This is a genomic window from Vibrio sp. THAF190c (assembly GCF_009363355.1).
Classification (GTDB): domain Bacteria; phylum Pseudomonadota; class Gammaproteobacteria; order Enterobacterales; family Vibrionaceae; genus Vibrio; species Vibrio fortis_A.
This window is the reverse complement of the sequence record NZ_CP045339.1, coordinates 1,033,783-1,051,804: the sequence shown is the minus strand read 5'-3', so window position 1 is coordinate 1,051,804 and position 18,022 is coordinate 1,033,783. Positions and strand designations below refer to the sequence as shown.

15 protein-coding genes are annotated in these 18,022 nt (G+C 45.1%); 3 read left to right on the top strand and 12 right to left on the bottom strand.

What is annotated here, in order from left to right; genetic code table 11:
• Window positions 1-74: 74 nt before the first annotated feature.
• The 3 genes from FIV04_RS19715 to ompW all read right to left on the bottom strand — a co-directional run bounded on the left by FIV04_RS19715 (window position 75) and on the right by ompW (window position 3,886).
• Entirely contained in the window at window positions 75-1,007 is a 933-nt protein-coding gene (locus tag FIV04_RS19715) for a TAXI family TRAP transporter solute-binding subunit (RefSeq protein WP_032553426.1), read from the bottom strand.
• Window positions 1,008-1,222: 215 nt separating this feature from the next.
• Window positions 1,223-2,968: a choice-of-anchor I family protein gene (locus FIV04_RS19710; RefSeq protein ID WP_152470675.1), complete on the bottom strand. Its 1,746-nt coding sequence runs from the start codon at window positions 2,966-2,968 to the stop codon at window positions 1,223-1,225.
• Between the two features lie 288 nt (window positions 2,969-3,256).
• Window positions 3,257-3,886 carry an outer membrane protein OmpW gene (gene ompW / locus FIV04_RS19705; RefSeq protein ID WP_152470212.1) on the bottom strand — a complete coding sequence of 210 codons (630 nt, stop codon included), beginning with the start codon at window positions 3,884-3,886 and terminating at the stop codon, window positions 3,257-3,259.
• A gap of 398 nt (window positions 3,887-4,284) precedes the next feature.
• Here ompW and glgC point away from each other — a divergent pair, with 398 nt between their 5' ends.
• Window positions 4,285-5,502, top strand: coding sequence for a glucose-1-phosphate adenylyltransferase (glgC, locus tag FIV04_RS19700; protein WP_152470211.1), 1,218 nt, complete (start codon window positions 4,285-4,287; stop codon window positions 5,500-5,502).
• A gap of 80 nt (window positions 5,503-5,582) precedes the next feature.
• Here the strand turns inward: glgC and FIV04_RS19695 are convergent, their stop codons facing one another.
• On the bottom strand, window positions 5,583-6,995 hold the full coding sequence (locus FIV04_RS19695) for a YfcC family protein (RefSeq protein ID WP_152470210.1): 1,413 nt from the start codon (window positions 6,993-6,995) through the stop codon (window positions 5,583-5,585).
• Between the two features lie 404 nt (window positions 6,996-7,399).
• Window positions 7,400-8,020, bottom strand: coding sequence for a hypothetical protein (locus FIV04_RS19690; RefSeq protein ID WP_152470209.1), 621 nt, complete (start codon window positions 8,018-8,020; stop codon window positions 7,400-7,402).
• Window positions 8,021-8,436: 416 nt separating this feature from the next.
• On the opposite strand from FIV04_RS19690, the gene raiA reads away from it, so the two are divergent.
• Entirely contained in the window at window positions 8,437-8,793 is a 357-nt protein-coding gene (gene raiA / locus FIV04_RS19685; RefSeq protein ID WP_152470208.1) for a ribosome-associated translation inhibitor RaiA, read from the top strand.
• Window positions 8,794-8,992: 199 nt separating this feature from the next.
• Entirely contained in the window at window positions 8,993-9,148 is a 156-nt protein-coding gene (locus FIV04_RS19680) for a DUF3012 domain-containing protein (RefSeq protein WP_150868545.1), read from the top strand.
• A gap of 210 nt (window positions 9,149-9,358) precedes the next feature.
• Here the strand turns inward: FIV04_RS19680 and phnE (FIV04_RS19675) are convergent, their stop codons facing one another.
• The 7 genes from phnE (FIV04_RS19675) to FIV04_RS19645 form a co-directional block, all read right to left on the bottom strand.
• Window positions 9,359-10,162, bottom strand: coding sequence for a phosphonate ABC transporter, permease protein PhnE (gene phnE, locus FIV04_RS19675; protein ID WP_032553432.1), 804 nt, complete (start codon window positions 10,160-10,162; stop codon window positions 9,359-9,361).
• Window positions 10,162-10,968, bottom strand: coding sequence for a phosphonate ABC transporter, permease protein PhnE (gene phnE, locus FIV04_RS19670; RefSeq protein ID WP_152470207.1), 807 nt, complete (start codon window positions 10,966-10,968; stop codon window positions 10,162-10,164). Before phnE (FIV04_RS19670) ends, phnE (FIV04_RS19675) begins: the two co-directional genes overlap by 1 nt.
• Window positions 10,956-11,726, bottom strand: coding sequence for a phosphonate ABC transporter ATP-binding protein (gene phnC, locus FIV04_RS19665; RefSeq protein WP_152470206.1), 771 nt, complete (start codon window positions 11,724-11,726; stop codon window positions 10,956-10,958). The genes phnE (FIV04_RS19670) and phnC overlap by 13 nt, the downstream gene beginning before the upstream one ends.
• Window positions 11,727-11,832: 106 nt before the next feature.
• Entirely contained in the window at window positions 11,833-12,873 is a 1,041-nt protein-coding gene (gene phnD, locus FIV04_RS19660) for a phosphate/phosphite/phosphonate ABC transporter substrate-binding protein (RefSeq protein ID WP_032553435.1), read from the bottom strand.
• A gap of 280 nt (window positions 12,874-13,153) precedes the next feature.
• Complete coding sequence (locus FIV04_RS19655; protein ID WP_152470205.1) at window positions 13,154-14,374, bottom strand: glycerophosphodiester phosphodiesterase family protein; 1,221 nt, start codon at window positions 14,372-14,374, stop codon at window positions 13,154-13,156.
• 317 nt (window positions 14,375-14,691) lie between these two features.
• The gene (locus tag FIV04_RS19650; RefSeq protein WP_152470204.1) at window positions 14,692-16,044 is read right to left on the bottom strand and encodes a sigma-54 dependent transcriptional regulator; all 1,353 of its coding nucleotides are present in this window, start codon (window positions 16,042-16,044) and stop codon (window positions 14,692-14,694) included.
• Window positions 16,041-18,005 carry an ATP-binding protein gene (locus FIV04_RS19645; protein WP_172974290.1) on the bottom strand — a complete coding sequence of 655 codons (1,965 nt, stop codon included), beginning with the start codon at window positions 18,003-18,005 and terminating at the stop codon, window positions 16,041-16,043. Before FIV04_RS19645 ends, FIV04_RS19650 begins: the two co-directional genes overlap by 4 nt.
• Window positions 18,006-18,022: the final 17 nt, after the last annotated feature.

The following is an 18,022-nucleotide window of genomic DNA, read 5'->3' as shown; positions in this document are numbered from 1 at the left end:
TTAATGCCTGCTGGATAAGAACGAATTGATAAAAAAAGGGTAAGTGAGAGATCACTTACCCTGAGGTAGTTCAGTTACTTGCTAACAGAATCTAGGTACTTTTGAGCACCAGCGTGTAGTGGTACGCCTTGTAGTCGAGATGCATTCTCTGGTGTTGTCATTTCTGCCATTTTCACCACTTTACGAATATCACCAATGTTCTCAAATGCAGCCTTAGTTAGGTTGTACGCCATGTCATCGCTCATGTTCGCGTTAACCACCAACACATTCCACACGCTAAGCGTTGATACAGGGTCAACCTTATTGTAAACACCCGCTGGGATGTCATAAGCGCTGTAAGCTGGGTACTGCTTCATGAAGTTTGCGCTCTCTTCGTCCGAGATAGACAGCACCTTAATGTCATGAGTCAGAGCAATCTGAGTCACCGCACCTACGCCTTGGCCACCAACGATAAAGCCAACATCAATTTGACCATTCGCCAATGCGTTGGTTGTTTCTGAGTAGTTTAGGTAAACCGCATCGATGTCTTTTTTAACATCAATACCCATTGACTCAAGGAGTGCTGCCGACGTTACCGCCGTGCCACTTGCAGGCGCACCTAGAGAAACACGCTTACCTTTTAGTTGTGATAGAGAGTCAATACCCGAATCTTTAAGAGTGATGGTATGCACTAGGTTTGGGTATAGAGCGAACAGCGTTTTCACTGGCATTTTTTTCGGGAACTTGCCCTCGCCGTTGTATGCATCCAGAACAACGTTACCCATAGCGATACCTGCGATCATATCGCCACGAACTACCTTAATCGTATTCTCGACTGAAGCTGCGGTGACTTCCGCTTTAGCATTCACATCTGGCACATTTTCAGACCAAACTTTAGCCAGCGCACCGCCGAATGGATAGTAGATACCACTTTGACCACCGGTACCGATTGAGTAGTTTTCGGCACTTGCCATTGCAGGCAGAATCGCGAATAAAGCCACTAATAAATTACGTTTAAGCACAATCATCTCCTTGATTATTAAACCGTAATTAGATCTAAACCTAGCTACAGATTTTATTTACCGATCGTTTTTTGAACCGTTTAAAACATTACTCTGCGACCGAATATTGTGCAATAAATTACAGTGCAAATGTGAAGCAAGTGTTAAATCGATCACTTATCAATAAAAAAGGGCAAGCCTCAGCTCACCCTTCTATTTTCAACAAATATAACAATTTGAGATTAAAACTCGATTTGAAATACCGATGTTGTACCACTCACTTCGTTACCTACTGCAATGAAATGTTGGCCTGAACGACTGAAGTACTTGATAGACTCAGGACCTAAATCCCCAGCCTTAGAGTTATAAGTATCGTTGTCACAATCCCCATCTTCATCAACCTCGGTACATACAGGTTGTGAGAAATCGCGATTGTTAAGGTAACTAATGAAACGGCTAGCTTTCGGTTCGGTAACGTCGTAAACCATAATACCGCCATGACGCTCTAGGCCGATAAAGGCATAGTGCTTACCATTGATGTTAGCCACTTCAATGGCTTCAGGCTCAACACCTTTATCGTCACTGCGATCATCGCCACTCATGTTGTTGTCATTGGTACTATTAAAATGTTCTGGTTGTTGTTGATAAACGATTTTTGCAAAGTCGTCACCGCTATCAAACACCAACTCGCCAGCTTCATTCCAGATAGAGAATGAACGAGAACCAAACGCTTGAACTTTTTGATCAGCTTGCAACGTTTGTTGTGGCTTAATTACTTTTAGACGAGCCAGTTGTTTGTTGTCTTTAAGAGCTTCAGCCAATGGGTGATCATCCGCAACATCCAGCTTTTTACCACGAACTTCATCGACATAAGCGATACAGAAGTCTTCTTCAGTCGTATACTCGGCAGTGCTTTGGTAGTCATCACCATCCCATTTATAACCAAGCTCATCACACTTTTTTTGTGTCGTATCGATGCCGTATTCTCGACCATCCCCTTCATTGGCGGTCAGGGTGTAAGTTTCACCATTCACGCTGTAACTCGCAATGCTGTCGGGCATGTACAAACCTTCTAGCATCTCATAGCTTTTGAAGTGACCGAGCTTCTTGTCTTTATTAGAAGCATCAATCTCAAATTCAGCCCATGACTTACCGCCCAGTCCGAAGATGGCATCAACGCTTGCAGATTCAACGTCGATCGCAGCTAGTGCGTTGTTCTCTTGCAGCGCAACATAAAGCTTGCCGTTGTCAGAGAAAGTCAGGTATTCCGGCTCAAGGTCTTGAGCTACGGTCGCATTCGGGGCAGAAATACGAACCTTGTCACTCAATTCGCCATGGCGCGTTTGACCTTGGTTGAAGTCTTTGAAATCAATCTGCGTAACCACTGCATCTAGTGGGCCGTTGAGCAGATCGATAAGTGTCACGCTACCCTCAGGGTCGATGGTGTAATCCGCGTTCGGTTCGCCTTCGTTAGCGGTTGCTATGTAACGACCATCTTTTGAAAAGCTCACCATATCCGGCAAAGTGCCCGTACCGTACGTAGTGATAAGTTCCAATGTATCTGAGCGATAAAGTGCGACTAAGCCATTTGCCTGCTTGTCCGCGTTTTCAATAGCAACCGCAACTAAACCGTTGTGTGTAGAGACACTATTTGCTGCGCCAATATTGATACCAGAAGCCTGAGCAGCTGACTGTAGATCAATCGAACCCTCGCTGGTCGGCTTACCACTGTCATCTAAAGCGAGTACATCAACCTTTTTCGCTTGTGCATTTACAACGTACAGCTTATCGGTACACGCATCGTAGCTCACAATCTCAGCCGCAGACGTGTCAAAAGGAGCATTGGCAACTGACGTTCCGATAAGGCGAAGCCCTGTCACTTCACCCGAAGTCGAAGTTGATGACGTCGGAGTCTGGCACTGATAACCAAAAGAAGCAGGCGCCGAGAAGGCAGCATCTTGATTTGGGGTTGATTGCGAACAGCCCATCAGCGCAAGCGAAACAGAGACCGAAGTGAAAAGTTGAGTGGTATTGAGATTAAATCCAGTGAGTTTTGACACGTGCTTTTTCATATATCCTCCATGAGCGAGAATCGCAATCCTAGAGGGCTTGTATGACAGAACGCAGACAGCAAGGTTACCAAAAGGTTACATTGATAGATCAGTTATATATTTATTCAGTAACGACCAAACAAAAAAACGCCCAAGCTGGCTGGTGCTTGAGCGCTTAAAGTTAAAGCGATGGACTAATCATAACGACTTAAAAAGCGCGTCAAATTAGAATTTGTAACCACCACCGATCATGAATACCCATGGGTCGATATCTACGTCAGTAGAGTAATTTGTACCACCTAGGTTGTATTTCGCTGTAGTACCAATGTCTGCGTACCAAACTGATGCGTTTAGGAACCAATCATCATTGATCATGTAGTCCATACCCACGTTTGCTGCTAGGCCCCAAGAGTCGTCCAAAGATACATCGCTTAGGCCAGCAATTTTAGAACCTTCATCGAAGAATACTGTGTAGTTGATACCCGCACCCACGTATGGGCGGAAATCGCTCTCTGCAGTACCAAAGTAGTATTGAACCATGAATGTAGGTGGAAGGTGCTTAGTATCAGCAATTTCACCAAGACCAGTCGCAGAAATATTGTGAGAGAACGGTGTTGCTGCTAGTACTTCGAAGCTGATGTTATCAGTAAACATGTAACCAAGCGTTAGGCCAAGTTGAGTATCCGAATCAACACCAAATTCAATACTTGAGTTGCCAGCTACTGCACCACTGCTATCGTTTGGAGATACCGTTGCAGCGCCTGCACGAACGATGAAATCGCCTTCGCTGTGAGCAAGAACGTTAGCAGACATAAGGGCTGAAAGAACCGCAATACCACATACTGTTTTTTTCATTATTATTTCCTTTTGTAGGGCTTACTTATTGATGAGTCAGTAATCATTTCTTATTTTGCGTGCAAGGTATCACACAATAACCCCACATTATTGATGGAAATCAATTTGTGAAAAGTTATGAGTATTTATATAAATTTATTTAACCTCGATCACTCTATTCACCCAATTTATTGACACTTTTGTAATGCGACTTTTCCGTGCGTCATTTTGTTAATTAATTATGCTCGCTAGATTTGTGCACTATATTGGTGCAAAAACACACCTTGCTACCATCACCTGTTCCGTATTGGTGCACAAAACCCTATCAACCTGCTTTCACCTCTAAAATTCAACAACTTACATATGGCGTAATGCTTGCAATAGTCTTGGCATAATCATAAATACATTGAGGTTCTGACATGCAAGACACTCTAACTATCGTCCTCGCAGGCGGCGTAGGTTCTCGGCTTTCCCCACTTACAGATAACCGCGCCAAGCCCGCTGTCCCGTTTGGTGGCAAATATCGAATCATCGACTTCACGTTAGCAAACTGTTTACATTCTGGTTTGCGACAAATACTGGTGTTAACTCAATACAAGTCCCACTCTTTACAGAAACACCTGCGTGATGGCTGGTCGGTACTCAACCCAGAGCTTGGCGAGTTCATCACCAATGTTCCCCCTCAAATGCGCACCGGAGACAGCTGGTACAGCGGCACGGCTGATGCCATCTATCAAAACTTGTACCTACTCTCTCGCAGTGAAGCGAAACACGTTGTGGTGCTATCTGGTGATCACATCTACCGCATGGACTATGCGCCGATGTTAAAGCAGCACAAGCAGACCGAAGCGGATCTAACGGTAGCGTGTATGGAAGTGTCGATTGATGAAGCGAAAGAATTTGGGGTGATGGAGATTGATGAGTCTCATCAGATTCAAAACTTCACCGAAAAACCAAGATACCCAGCCTGTGTTCCGGGTAGGCCGACGAGAAGTATGGCTTCGATGGGTATCTACATCTTTGATAAAGAGGTACTGACTCGAGCTCTATTAGACGATGCGGAAGATCCAAATTCGAGCCACGACTTTGGTAAAGATATCATCCCAAAACTCGTGAACAATCAGAGTGTTTATGCCTATAAATTTGGTAGCGAAGAGGGTCGAGTCACCCAGGACGCATACTGGAGAGATGTCGGTACAATTGACTCCTACTACCAATCCAACATGGATTTACTTAAGCCAGTATCCCCTATCGACCTTTATCAACCGGATTGGGCGATTCGAACCTATGAACCGCAGCTTCCCCCAGCTCGAACCATAGCTTCTGTCGAGGGCAACCAAGGCATCTTTATCAACTCAATGATTGCCAATGGTGTGGTGATTGAAGGCGGGTCTGCTCAGAACTCTATCTTCTTTCCAAAGGTGAAAGTCGAGAATGCAGCCATTGTTATCGATAGCATCCTGTTTGAGAATGTGGAGATTGGTAAGAACTGCCACATTCAGAACTGCATCATCGACAAGCACGTTAAAGTGCCCGCTGGAACCGTAATCGGCGTCGATAGTAAAGCCGATGCTGAGCGATTCCATATTTCAAAAGAGGGTGTAATTGTAGTGCCTTCCTCGTTTCGTTTTGACTAGATCATAAAATGTAAACAAAGTACTTCAAACACGAAAAAGGCAGCGATTAAGCTGCCTTTTGTCTATCAAATCAGACCCGATTAAAACGGCCCCAATTCAATCATCTGAGCAATAACCACAGAAATCAGAGCACCCACCGACCAAAATAGGAACAGCGGTAGGAAAAAGCGAACCCACTTCGAGTAAGGTACTTTTGCAATCGCCAGTACCGCCAGCAAGCCGCCGTTGGTTGGGTAGATGTAATTTGAAATACCGTCACCCAATTGAGAGGCAAGCGCCGCCACTTGGCGTGTTACCTCACCAATATCCGCTAGAGGAATAATGATTGGCATGGTAATCACCGCTTGACCACTGCCCGATGGGATGAACAGGTTGATCACGGCTTGCGAAAAGTAGATACCTGCGGCCGCCACCAGCTTCGAGCTACCCGAGATGATTTGCGCTAGGTAGTAGATAATAGAATCGACAATCTTAGCGTCTTCCATGATCGTCAACACCGAACGAGCAAAGAAGATGATCAATACAGCCACAAGAACATCGCTCACGCCGCGTGTCCAATATTCACAGATCTTATTCGGCGAAAGGCCAGCAACCAAACCCGGAATAATAGCCATTGCGACAAAAGCACCCGCGATTTCAGTAAAACCGAAGCCCATGGTCAGTGTGCCGTAAATCATATAAGCAAACACACCTAGGAACGCCACACCAGCCAGCTTTTCGCGCGTGGTTAGGGTTTTCGCTTCAACGTTAGACTCGTAGTGGTAACCCGTACCATGCAGTAGCCCTTTGGTTGGGTCTTGCTTTACCTTACGTGCGTAGTTCAAAACATACCAAGCACCTGTAAGGAGCATAAACATACCGACAATAAAGCGGTACCACATGCCTGAATACATTGGCAGCTCTGCAATCGTATGTGCAATGCCGGTAAAGAATGGGTTCGCTAATGCTGCAGCAAAGCCTGCACAGCTAGCCAAAAGAACCACGCCAAGTGCCGTAATCGCATCATAGCCAAGCTTGATACAGATAGGGATCATCAATGAGATGAAGATAACGTCAAGCTCACGCATACCTGTGAAGGTCACGTTGAAAAAGATCGCGCTCATGATCACTGGCGCGATCACGTACAAACCCTGCTTTTTCAACTTACTGGTTAAAGCAACAACGGATGCATCGAGTAAACCCATATGCTTGATGATACCGAAGGCACCACCCACAAATACTACAACGCCCATTACGCCAGAGGCAGACTTGAAGCCTTTAAAAAATGATTCGAAAAATGAGGCTAATGTCGTTGGGTTACTGCTAAGTAGTGTATAGCTATCTGGGTCTATGACCGTTCGACCGTTCATTACTACACGTTCAAATTCACCTGCTGGGATAAAGTAGGTTGCAATCGCTGCAACGATAACCATGATGACCAGAGATAAAAACGGGTGGTTCACCTCTTTTTCATCAGCAGATACAGGTACGGATGAAGATACCGTAGATGTCATATAAGCTCCTTACTTGTCAGCTACTAGCAACGCCTAGCAGCAAGGATTATTTTTTGGAAAAACAAAACCCTTCACGCCAACAAAGTTAGCGCTAATGCGGAGTGTTTAATAAAGGTCTTTGATAGATGGGGCTCTCAATGCACATGAATGAAGTAGTCTGAGCTACTTTCTTGCGTCCGAGCAGAATGCAGACGTTCAGCCTGATAGCTAAACTGAATGAGGACATTACCCATAAAGGCGGAATTGACCGCGTAAGTAATGCGTAATTTATCAATTACAAAGACAAGCGGCGCATAATAGCATAACGAGCGGTAAAATGGGATAAAATGTGATATACATCTAACTTTTATCTCGATACAAAAAAGCCCCGCTAGAGCGAGGCTTCAAAGTAGAGGAAATCTCTTTTATTTCGGCGCTAGTTCATCGCTCTCTACCAATTCGTCGCTCTTTACCAACTCATAATTCTCTGCCATTTCATGAGGTGCGATTCCATATTCGTAGTCGGCTAGGAAACCATCCTTATACACCTTCATGCCTTTATCATCCCAGCTCACTTTGATGATCGCTGTTGTGCCATCTTCACTGCCCATTAGCTTTAGCATCTCTGCATCAATTTTAATCGCTTTGATGGTTTTAATACGCTTGAACGGCTTAAATTCTGTGGTTGAAGTTGGCAGTTCACCATAACTGCTTACCCAAGTCTCTTTTGGCACCAACCATTGATTATAAACATCGTCTACAATCGGCTTAGGCATACTTGCAATCACAACACCATCTGTCATGACATTATTGGTTTCCAAGCTATAACCTCCCTTACCGTCTGACACATAAGTCGGGAAATCCGCGCCAATTTCAGACTCCGCAGGTAAGCGACCAAGGGTGACTGATTTTTTCACGTACAACTCAGCAGTCTCAAACTTTTGCATGATTTCAGGGATTGCTTGAAATTCTACTGGGGCAGCAAACAGATTAAATGACACGGACATAGAAGCTGCGAGTGCAGCAAGTTTTAACGGCATAGACATAGTCAGAAGCTCCTTAATGAACAGTGCGCCTACGATAAACCGCATAAAGTACGAGTCAACAGATTGCTGAGGGAAATATCAAGAGCTGTGATATTGATTGAAGGTTTTCGAGCTCGAAATAAGAGCAAAGTAAGCAGTTGTATAAAAAGTGACTAATATTGGGAGTAATTAGCTTGAAGGGATAAATTACTGCGGCAGAGAACCAAATTAGAGTAATTCGTCAGGCATGATGCAAAATTAAACATGTATCAAAATCACGAGACATAATATGCGCACGGTTTTGGTGAGTTTCAAGAGCCAAACAACAGATTATTTGATAACACTGAACTCAATCACACATGTGTATTTCCGCTGTTGGTTAATCTAACGGATGTTTGCTACGTTTAAATGACACAGTCATTGGAAAGGTATGATTTATGAAAGTAAACGTTCAAACACATCACGTATCAATTAACGACGACTCACGCAAAGACATCGAAGGCAAGTTCGATAAGATTGCTAACCACTTTCCATCACTGATCAGCTGCGACATCATCATCACTAAAGAGCATAACCAACATCAAGTTGAGGTATTCACAAATTACGAAGGTGTGCGTGTAACAGCCAAAGCGACAGACGATATTATGTATCCTGCCGTAACCGCAGCAATCAAGAAACTTGAAGCAGGTCTGAGTAACAGAAAAGGGCAATTGAAAGCCGATCTTCACGCTAAACCGACCAGCACTAAGCCAGAAATCGCGTCTGACATCATTCAAGAGATGAAGCTAGTTTAACTCGGCACTCTTTCATCTTATAAGGTGAATGGATAAGGAAAACAGAATATTAAGAGCCAGCCAACGTGCTGGCTTTTTTGATCGAGAAAGAAAATAGCCTCAAAAATTTAAACCATACAAAGTGTTGGTGATATCACAAATTGCAAGTAGTATGGAGTCCACTATCGTTATGGAACAATGCAATAAAAGGATGTTTATTATGAAAAAGATCGCACTGGTACTTTTCTTAGCAAGCCAACTGATGGCCTGTACAGAGGTCGGCAGTGAAGCTTGGTGTACCGATATGAAAGAGAAACCAAAAGGCGACTGGACTGCAAACGAAGCCGGAGACTTTGCTAAGCACTGCGTATTCTAATACCAGTCATCAGGATAGCCGCTTGCATTAAAGCTTATCTCACCAGAACAAAGCTTATCGCACTCGAACAAAGCTAGCAGGACGGACAAAACGCTGAAAATGAATCTAAAAAAACGACCCTAGGAAGACCGAGACTCCTAGGGTCGTTTGAGCTTAATATTGCTAGACAAAAGCTCTCAATCACACAGTTTTACGTTAGGGAATACGTTATTAGATCAGTTTGTTACGAATATGAATCACGACGGCTTCCGCGATAATCACGACCGCAAAAATACTCACCAGTACCATTGATACCTTCTGCCACTCAAACAAGTTTTGAGCATCATTCAGTACCACACCGATACCACCCGCACCTACCAAGCCAAGCACGGCAGATTCACGAACGTTAATATCCCAACGGAACAGAACAATCGAGTAGAAAGCGGGCATGACTTGTGGCCAATAGCCTTTTAATAGAACACTCATCCAAGACGCACCAGTCGCACGTAAGGCTTCAATTGGCCCCATGTTCACTTCGGCAATGGCTTCCGCTAACAGCTTCCCTACAAAGCCTACACTGCGGACGGCAATTGCCATAATGCCTGCAAGAACACCGGGGCCAAACAGGGCGATGAATAGCAGAGCCCAAACTAATGAGTTCACTGAGCGTGAAGACACTAGAAAGAACTGAGCAATCCAATTCAAGCTTTTGTTTGGCGTAATATTTGGCGCATTCAACAGCGCTAAAGGTATCGCAAAAATAAGAGTAAACAGTGTGCCGAGCGTTGCGATGTGCAGCGTCTCGATCATCGCATCATGAATGGTCGTTGGATAAAACCCATAATCCATCGGTAGCATCCGTTGAAACATATCCGCAAACTGCGCAGGCGCGTCATACAAAAACTCAGGAATCACTTCCACGGTTTGCCAAGACCACACAATCGCGCTCACCAAACTCAGATAAATGGCAAATCGAGCGATGCGTTCATTAGGAGTAAATCGCTGCCACTCTCTATCAATAGATGCTGTTGTCATCAGAAAATTCTCCTAACGATGTTGGAAAGAAACTCACCTACAAGAATCAAAGCGATAATGGTGATCAAAATAGCCGCGACAAAATCGTAATCGAAGCGCTGGAATGCCGAGAACAGTGTCCCACCCAAACCACCCGCACCAACGATGCCAACCATGGTCGAGTTACGTAAATTCGAGTCGAGCTGGTAGCTAGCAAAGCCGATAAAGCGAGTGAACACTTGCGGCATTACCGCGTATAGAATCACACTCACAAAGCTTGCCCCAGTCGCTTTAATAGCTTCGACTGGTTTGAAAGAGATCTCTTCAATCGCTTCTGCAAACAACTTGGCAATGAAGCCAATTGAAGCGAACACGAGAGTTAGGATCCCTGCCAATGCGCCGAAACCCACGGCTTTTACGAATAGAATCGCAATGATTACTGGGTGGAAAGAGCGACATAGCGCGATAAAGCCTCGAATTGGCGTTGATACAATCGATGGCATCATGTTTCTCGCAGCTAACAAGCCCAAGAATAGAGAGATAACGATGCCGAAGAAGCTCGAAATAATCGCGATCTGCAAGCTCTCCGCCAAACCACTTAACAGTAAGTTTGTGCGTGAAAAATCGGGCGGAAACATGCGCGATAGTAAACGCTCACTTTCGCCAAAACCGATAATTAGTCGGTCAAAGGTCAAACCCAAGGTCGAAAAGCTATAGAAAAGGTAAGCGACGATCGCCACCACAATCGCACGGTTTGTCCACGATGCCTTAAACGGATTCTGATATTGAGTCTGCGATGTCGATGAGTTTGTGGTTAATCCAGCCATGACTCACCTCCGTAGATGATCTTAAGGTCATCTTCTGAGATACCTTCAGGGCTGCCATCGTAATGCACCTTACCGTTACACATACCTATGATGCGTTTCGCATAACGCTTCGCTAGGCTCACATCGTGAATGTTGACTAGTACCGGGATGTTTTTCTGCTGTGCGAAGGTTTCCATCAACTCCATGATTTCTACCGCTGTTTTAGGGTCAAGAGATGACGTTGGTTCATCAGCCAATAAGATGTATGGGTCTTGCATAACAGCACGAGCAATACCCACACGCTGTCTTTGACCGCCAGATAAGCTGTCTGCACGCTGATTAGCGAAGTCTTGAAGGCCAACAAATTCTAGTAGTTCGAAGGCTTTTGCAAGGTCTTGTGAAGAGTAGTTACGACGCCACGCATTCCAAGCCGTCATGTAGCCTAAGCGGCCACTCAATACGTTCTCAATAACAGTCAATCGCTCTACTAAGTTGTACTCTTGAAAAACCATACCGATGTGGCGACGCTGTTTACGCAGCGCTTGTCCCTGCAGTTTTGTCAGGTCAGAACCATCAAAGATAATCTCACCCTTACTTGGATCATTTAGACGGTTGATACAACGAAGCAGTGTACTTTTACCCGTACCTGATGGGCCAATGATGGCGATGATCCCTGGTTCATCGATATCAATGTTAATTCCTTTAAGGATCGGCTTTCCTGCTACGTATTCGTGATACAGGTCGTTGATCTTAATTCCGTCATAGCTAGCTACGGCCATACTGCGTTTCCTTGTGCAAATTTAAAATGAGCGATGCCCTACCCGTGAGGGCATCGACTTAAAACAACTTATTCAGTGAATAAGTGAAAAGGGTATTAGAGAGGAGTTACTGACTGTTTGCTTGTTTCGCGAGCTCAGCTGCTTTTTTCTTCGCGCGTTTCGCCGCATCTTTTTCCGCAAGCTTTTTCAGACCCGCTTTGGTGTAAGCAGTACCGGTTGCATGAGCAATGTCACGAATCACACCCCACTCTTCTTTGTAAGAGATAGGAGAGAAACGGTCGGCGCCTTTGAATGCAGCGCTCATTTCTGGTGTAAAGCGGTAGCTAAAGAACGCTTCGTTGATCTTGTCAACAAGCTCTGGTTTCAGGTTGTAAGCGTAGCCAAATGCTGATGTTGGGAAACGTGGACTGCGGTAGATAATTTTAAGCTCAGACGCATCTACACGTCCTGCTGCAACCATGCGGTCGTAAACATCAGAGGCGACAGGTGCTGCATCGTAGTCTCCGTTGTATACACCCAAAATAGATTGGTCATGCTTACCCGAGTAAAGCACCTTGTAGTCTTGGTCTGGTACTAAGCCTTTTGCAGGGAAAAGTGCACGTGGTGCAAGGTTGCCAGAGTTTGATGACGCAGAAGTATGCGCAACCTTTTTGCCTTTCAGATCAGCCATCGTCTTGATGCCGCTGTCTTTACGCACGATAGTGATTAGGTTGTAACCTTGGAAGCCTGACTCATCACCTTTCACCGCGATTGGTACATAACCCGCTAGGTTAACCGCGTAGCCGGTTGGACCTGTCGAGAAACCTGCAACGTGCAGACGACCAGAGCGCATCGCTTCCACTTGTGCAGAGTTTGAGTGCACGGTGTAGTAAATCACGCGCTTACCTGTGATCTTACTTAGGTGCGCTTGGAAATCAGCAAATGCATCTTTATACAAGGCTGGGTCTTCTACAGGAGTGTAGGTAAACACGAGCGTACTCGGATCGTTCCACTCATCTGGATTTTTAGGCGAGTCTGCCACTAAATCTTGGTTTTCATCACAGTATCGATCGTCTAACACACCACGGCTAGAGCAGTCGTTTGCCATAGCCATTGAAGGAAGTAGTAGGGAGCTAGCGATTAACAGTCCTTTAACACTGATTTTCATATTCAAACCTTACTTTTACTTTTTGTTGAGGGTCGAACCTCTTATTGCACCCTTTGTGCCAACTATTATTTTATTTATTTTCAACAACTTAAAACAAATCTCATTTTAGGTGATTAGATTTGAGTCATTTGTGTCCAAGCTATTGATATGAATTTGGGTCACTTTTGTCCCACAGTTATCAAGCCAAAAAAAGAGCCCGAAGGCTCTTAAAAAATAGATTGAGATTGTCCAATCATAGAGACAGGCAGTTCACTTCATACCGCCCATCTCACCAACTCACTTAGGCTTTTGGTGCCATGCAGTTAGCGTAATAAGTCGTCGTTGCAGGCCAGTCACTGAATACACCCAACACTTCAACGTCTTGCGCTAGTGCGTCTAGCATCTTCATCATATCGCCATCGTTGTTGATGCCTTGCTTGACGCTTTGGTAATACCAACCACCACCTTGTGCCAGTGGACCTGAACGCTCAAGTGTCCAAGCAATGATGTCCAAGTCAGCTTGCTTCGCCAGTTTAGCGTAGTCAGACGCCACGATTTGGTTGTCTTTATCAAGCTCAACTAGAGCAAACAACGGCGGTGCGATGATGTTTACACCTGCTTTTTGTAGCTCTTTCATGTTCTCAATCGAAGCGACGAAGTCCGCTTGTTCATACACACGATCGTCCAGATACACCGCTTGTTCACCAAACTTAGGGTTCTCTTTGATCCAATATTTAACGTCATCCAGGTTGAATGACTGTAGGTAGGCTTCAGACGCATCAAAGCCAGCAGCCTTGACTTCATCCACCAGCTTTTGAGCATACATCTCTTGGCTAAAGCCATTGAATGGCATCTCTACCGCTGCTGATTTCAGCTCCGGTGTCACCTTCACGCCATGTTGCTTGAACAGCGCTGCACTCTCAGCATGGGTCATCAGGGTACCGCTTTGGCTATAAAGATCAGTTCTCCAGCCAGGCGTGCCATTCATGTACTCTTCAACCGTGGTTGCTTTAGGGTTCGCACCGTCCATTTTCCCTTTAAGAGTCTTAAACTCCGCCAAGGTAAAGTCTGTAGTGCGACACTCCACCTGAGCGTCTTCACCCGTTGCAGGGTTAGCTGGTTTAAATGGAACCGTACATTTCTTCGCAAGCTCTGGATGAGCCAACACGTCCGTCGTAGTATGCAGATCGTTTTGTGAGTGACGGCAGACTAGCTCTTTGTCTTTGGTAAAGGTCACATCACATTCCAAGATGCCAGCACCCATTTGAATCGCAGCGAGATAAGACTCTTTAGTATGTTCCGGGAACTGCATTGGCGCACCACGGTGACCAATCGAGAAGTCACTGCGTTGGAAAGGCCCTTCACTACAACTCAATAGCTTAGTTTTCAGCGGTCCTTCGTCCATATTGTTGATTAAAAAGAGGGGACGAGGTCCAAGGTTGGCAGACTCTTGTGCTGCCCATGCTGTCATCGAACTCACGCCGAGTATTAAAGCAATTGAACCTTTCAGAATTTGCTTCATGTTTGTATCTCCTTGCAACAAGCAATTATTTTTTACTTTCCTTAATTTGGCCATTCAGTCTCCACCTTAACGCTTCCGCTCATCAATAAAAGATACGGATGCAATACGGAGACTGATAGCCTGCCTGCGGCTTAAACCATAATGCTTATACGCAGCAATGGCTTTAAGCCGCAATGGTTTAGTGCAGGCATTGTGCCAAATGTTAAAAACCTTATATTACAAACACTTGAAGTGGATATTAATTTATTGATTAATTAAATGGGTCATTACTGTCTTATCAGTTTTATCCTTTTCACCCTGACTATGTTTAGAACGAACTATATTTTGAAACTCTCTTTATCAAGCTGATGCTTTTTCATCTTTCGATACAAGGTTTTACGCGGTAAGTTAAGCTTGTTAGACACATCGTTGATGTTGCCAGCGCTCTCTATCAAAGCTTCTGTTAACACGTTACGCTCGTACTGCTCCATCTGTTTCTCAAATGCAAATTCACCACTGGTCGATTCACAGCTTGGCGATTGCAGATCGAAACCATCACCCACAATACCCAACACAAAACGGTCTGCGACATTACGGAGCTCACGCACGTTGCCCGGCCACTCATGTCGACACAACTGCTGGATCTGCTCAGGATAAATTGTCGAGGGACGAGTCTTATATTTGTGGCTAGCTTGAACAACAAAGTGTCGAAACAGCAGTTGAATGTCCTCTTTACGATGGCGTAGAGCCGGCAGATTCAGACTAGCGATATTCAAGCGATAGAAAAGATCGGCTCTAAACTCACCCGACTCACTCAGGCTAGCGAGATCGGCTTTGCTTGCCGCAACCACAACAATATCAACAGGGATCAGTTCATTCCCGCCAACACGCTCAATGGTTCGCTCCTGAATCACTCGCAGCAATTTGATTTGCACCGCGATAGGCATACTTTCGATTTCATCAAGGAATAGGGTTCCACCACTCGCCTGCTCTATTTTGCCAATGCGTTTCTTATTGGCACTGGTGAACGACCCTGCCTCGTGGCCAAACAACTCACTCTCAATGATGCTCTCTGTCATACCGCCACAGTTAATCGCTACAAACGGTTTGGCTTTTCGTCGGCTAAATTGATGAAGCGCGCTTGCTATCACCTCTTTACCAGTACCCGTTTCACCATTAATTATGGTATCCACACCTGTGTGTGCTAAAGCGAGAACCTGTTTGCGAATACTCTCCATGCCCTTTGATTGACCGATAACGACAGACTCGATTGGTAGGTCACTCTCTTCACTCTCACCAAAGGTTTGAGAGCTGCTGCTCTGACATTGGGCTAGTGCGAGATTGAGCTTCTCTACCAACTCACTGGTATCTAGTGGTTTTTCTAAGAAATCAAACGCCCCCAGCTTCATCGCTTCAATCGCCATAGGTATGTCACCGTGACCACTCATCAATAACACTTGTACGTTCGGTGCTCGGTGTTGAATCGCGCTAACCAAACTCAACCCATCGATTTTCGGCATTCGAACATCACTCAACACCACAGACTGGCTGCTTCCCTTCAACGACTTGAGTGCCAGGTTAGGGTCGGTATAACTGGTGACGTTGAACCCTTCGAGCTCAAGCATTTCACTCACCGCTTCGACAACGTCCAGTTCGTCATCAATCAAAATAATGTGGTTGTCTTGGGTCATGAGTGTGTGCCTTTTGGTAGAGTGACGATGAAAGTTGTACCTTGGTGTTCTTGAGATTCCACGTGAATCGAACCACCAAAGTCTTTTATGATGTTGTAAGCAATGGACAAACCAAGTCCGAGCCCTTTTCCTGAGCTTTTTCGTGAATAAAATGGGTCAAACAAGTGCGGGAGATCCTCTTGAGGAATACCTAAACCGTTGTCTTTAACTGATACTTCGATGGTCTCTGAGTGCTCAGAAGTAGAAATGGTCAACTTAGGATGTTCTTTGTGCTCGATAGCATCTAACGCATTGCTAATTAGATTCACCAAGACTTGTTCTAAGCGGATGCTATTGGCTCTAACCAACAATGACCGATGTGGTGAATACTCAATGTTGACTCCGCTTTGGCGAGTCTCAAACAAGTCAATCGCATCGCTAATCACATCGTTCAGTACAACACTGGTTAGCTTGCCATCGCTCTTACGCGAAAATGCTTTCAGGTGACGGGTGATAGCTGCGACTTTCTCTAGTAATGTCTCGATCTTCTGCAGGTTGTTCGCCGCCTTATCCGGACGTTCTTTTTCCAACCACAACTGTGCACTGCGAACATGGCTGTTTACTGCAGTCAGAGGTTGATTGATTTCATGTGTAATGCCGACACTCAACTGCCCCAAAGCCGCAAGCTTACCTGCTTGAATCAGCTCATCTTGGGTCACGCGCAATTTCTCTTCAGCAATAGTGCGCTCGATAACCTCAGCTTCGAGCTTACGATTGGTCTGTTTCACAACCTTAGCGGTGGTTTGGAACACTCTTAAATACTTGGCCATTTGCGTCACTTCATCGCGACCACGAATCGCAACTTCGGTATCCAGATGCCCAGTAGAGATAGCAAACATGTTGTCTTTTAGCTGCAAGAGGCGCTCTAAAACACTCTTTCGCACATAGAACCAAGATATCGCCGCTGCGGCTAATACGCTAAATAGGGAGAGAAACAGAGACAGTCGCTGATTTGAAAGCAGAGACTGTTGAGCTTGTTGAATGGATTGATCGATATTGCCATTCACCTTGCTGGTGTGGCTTTCAATCTGAACCGTGAGTTGGTTTAGGTGCTCTCGGCTATTTTGTAGAAAGTACATCTCTTGATAACGGTGATCGAGCGCCTTATTTTTTAGCTCGTACAGAGTGCTTGTATTAGAGGCCAAGCTGTAGATCACCATCAATTGCTCATCCAGCTCAGGAAATTCACTCCTTAGATCGCCACTCGCCCAAATGCCCCACCACTCTTCACCGACCTGCTCTAGGCGGTATCCGGTGTAGTCCAGTTCATTAAAACTTGAATCGTTGTAGAGCTTCTCGACCAAACCCAATTGATAATAGAGCAGTGCCTTTAGTTGGGCGAAATCAATCTGCTGCTTACTTGATTGAGGGAGATCATCGAGTGCGTCACTGGCTTGTTGAAGCAGGGGATAAAAACCTTCCAGCAGGTTACGTAACTCTTTGTTGAGCTGCTGCGACTCTATTTCACTCTGATAGAGCAAGCTCAAGCTATTGTGGACTTGCGAGATCAAATCTTTAAAGTAAGAGTGGTAGTCGGGAAATTGAACCATGATGCTTTTCATCTCCGAAATGGCTTGTTCAATTCGCAGCATCGCTTGTTCACGCTCTAGGTTGGATTCAGCACCACTGAGTTGGGAAGAGGTTGTGATGACTTCTCTGACTCTGTCATTCAGACGAGCCGCATTGTCGAGCGCAGGGATCTCTTGCTCTTTAAGCTCAACAAGGCGCTGATTGAGAATATCAAAAGTGAAACTAGAAAAGACCGAAAGAAAGATCGTCGTCATCGACAGCATCGCTAAAGCCAACACCAAACGCAGTTCAATGCCTTTCCAATTGAACCACCTTCGACGTGAAAACTTCGCCCGCAACGTGGGTTCAAAGCGAAATTCATCGTCTACAAATTGGGAAGAATCACTACTCACATTCTTTACTCTTTCTT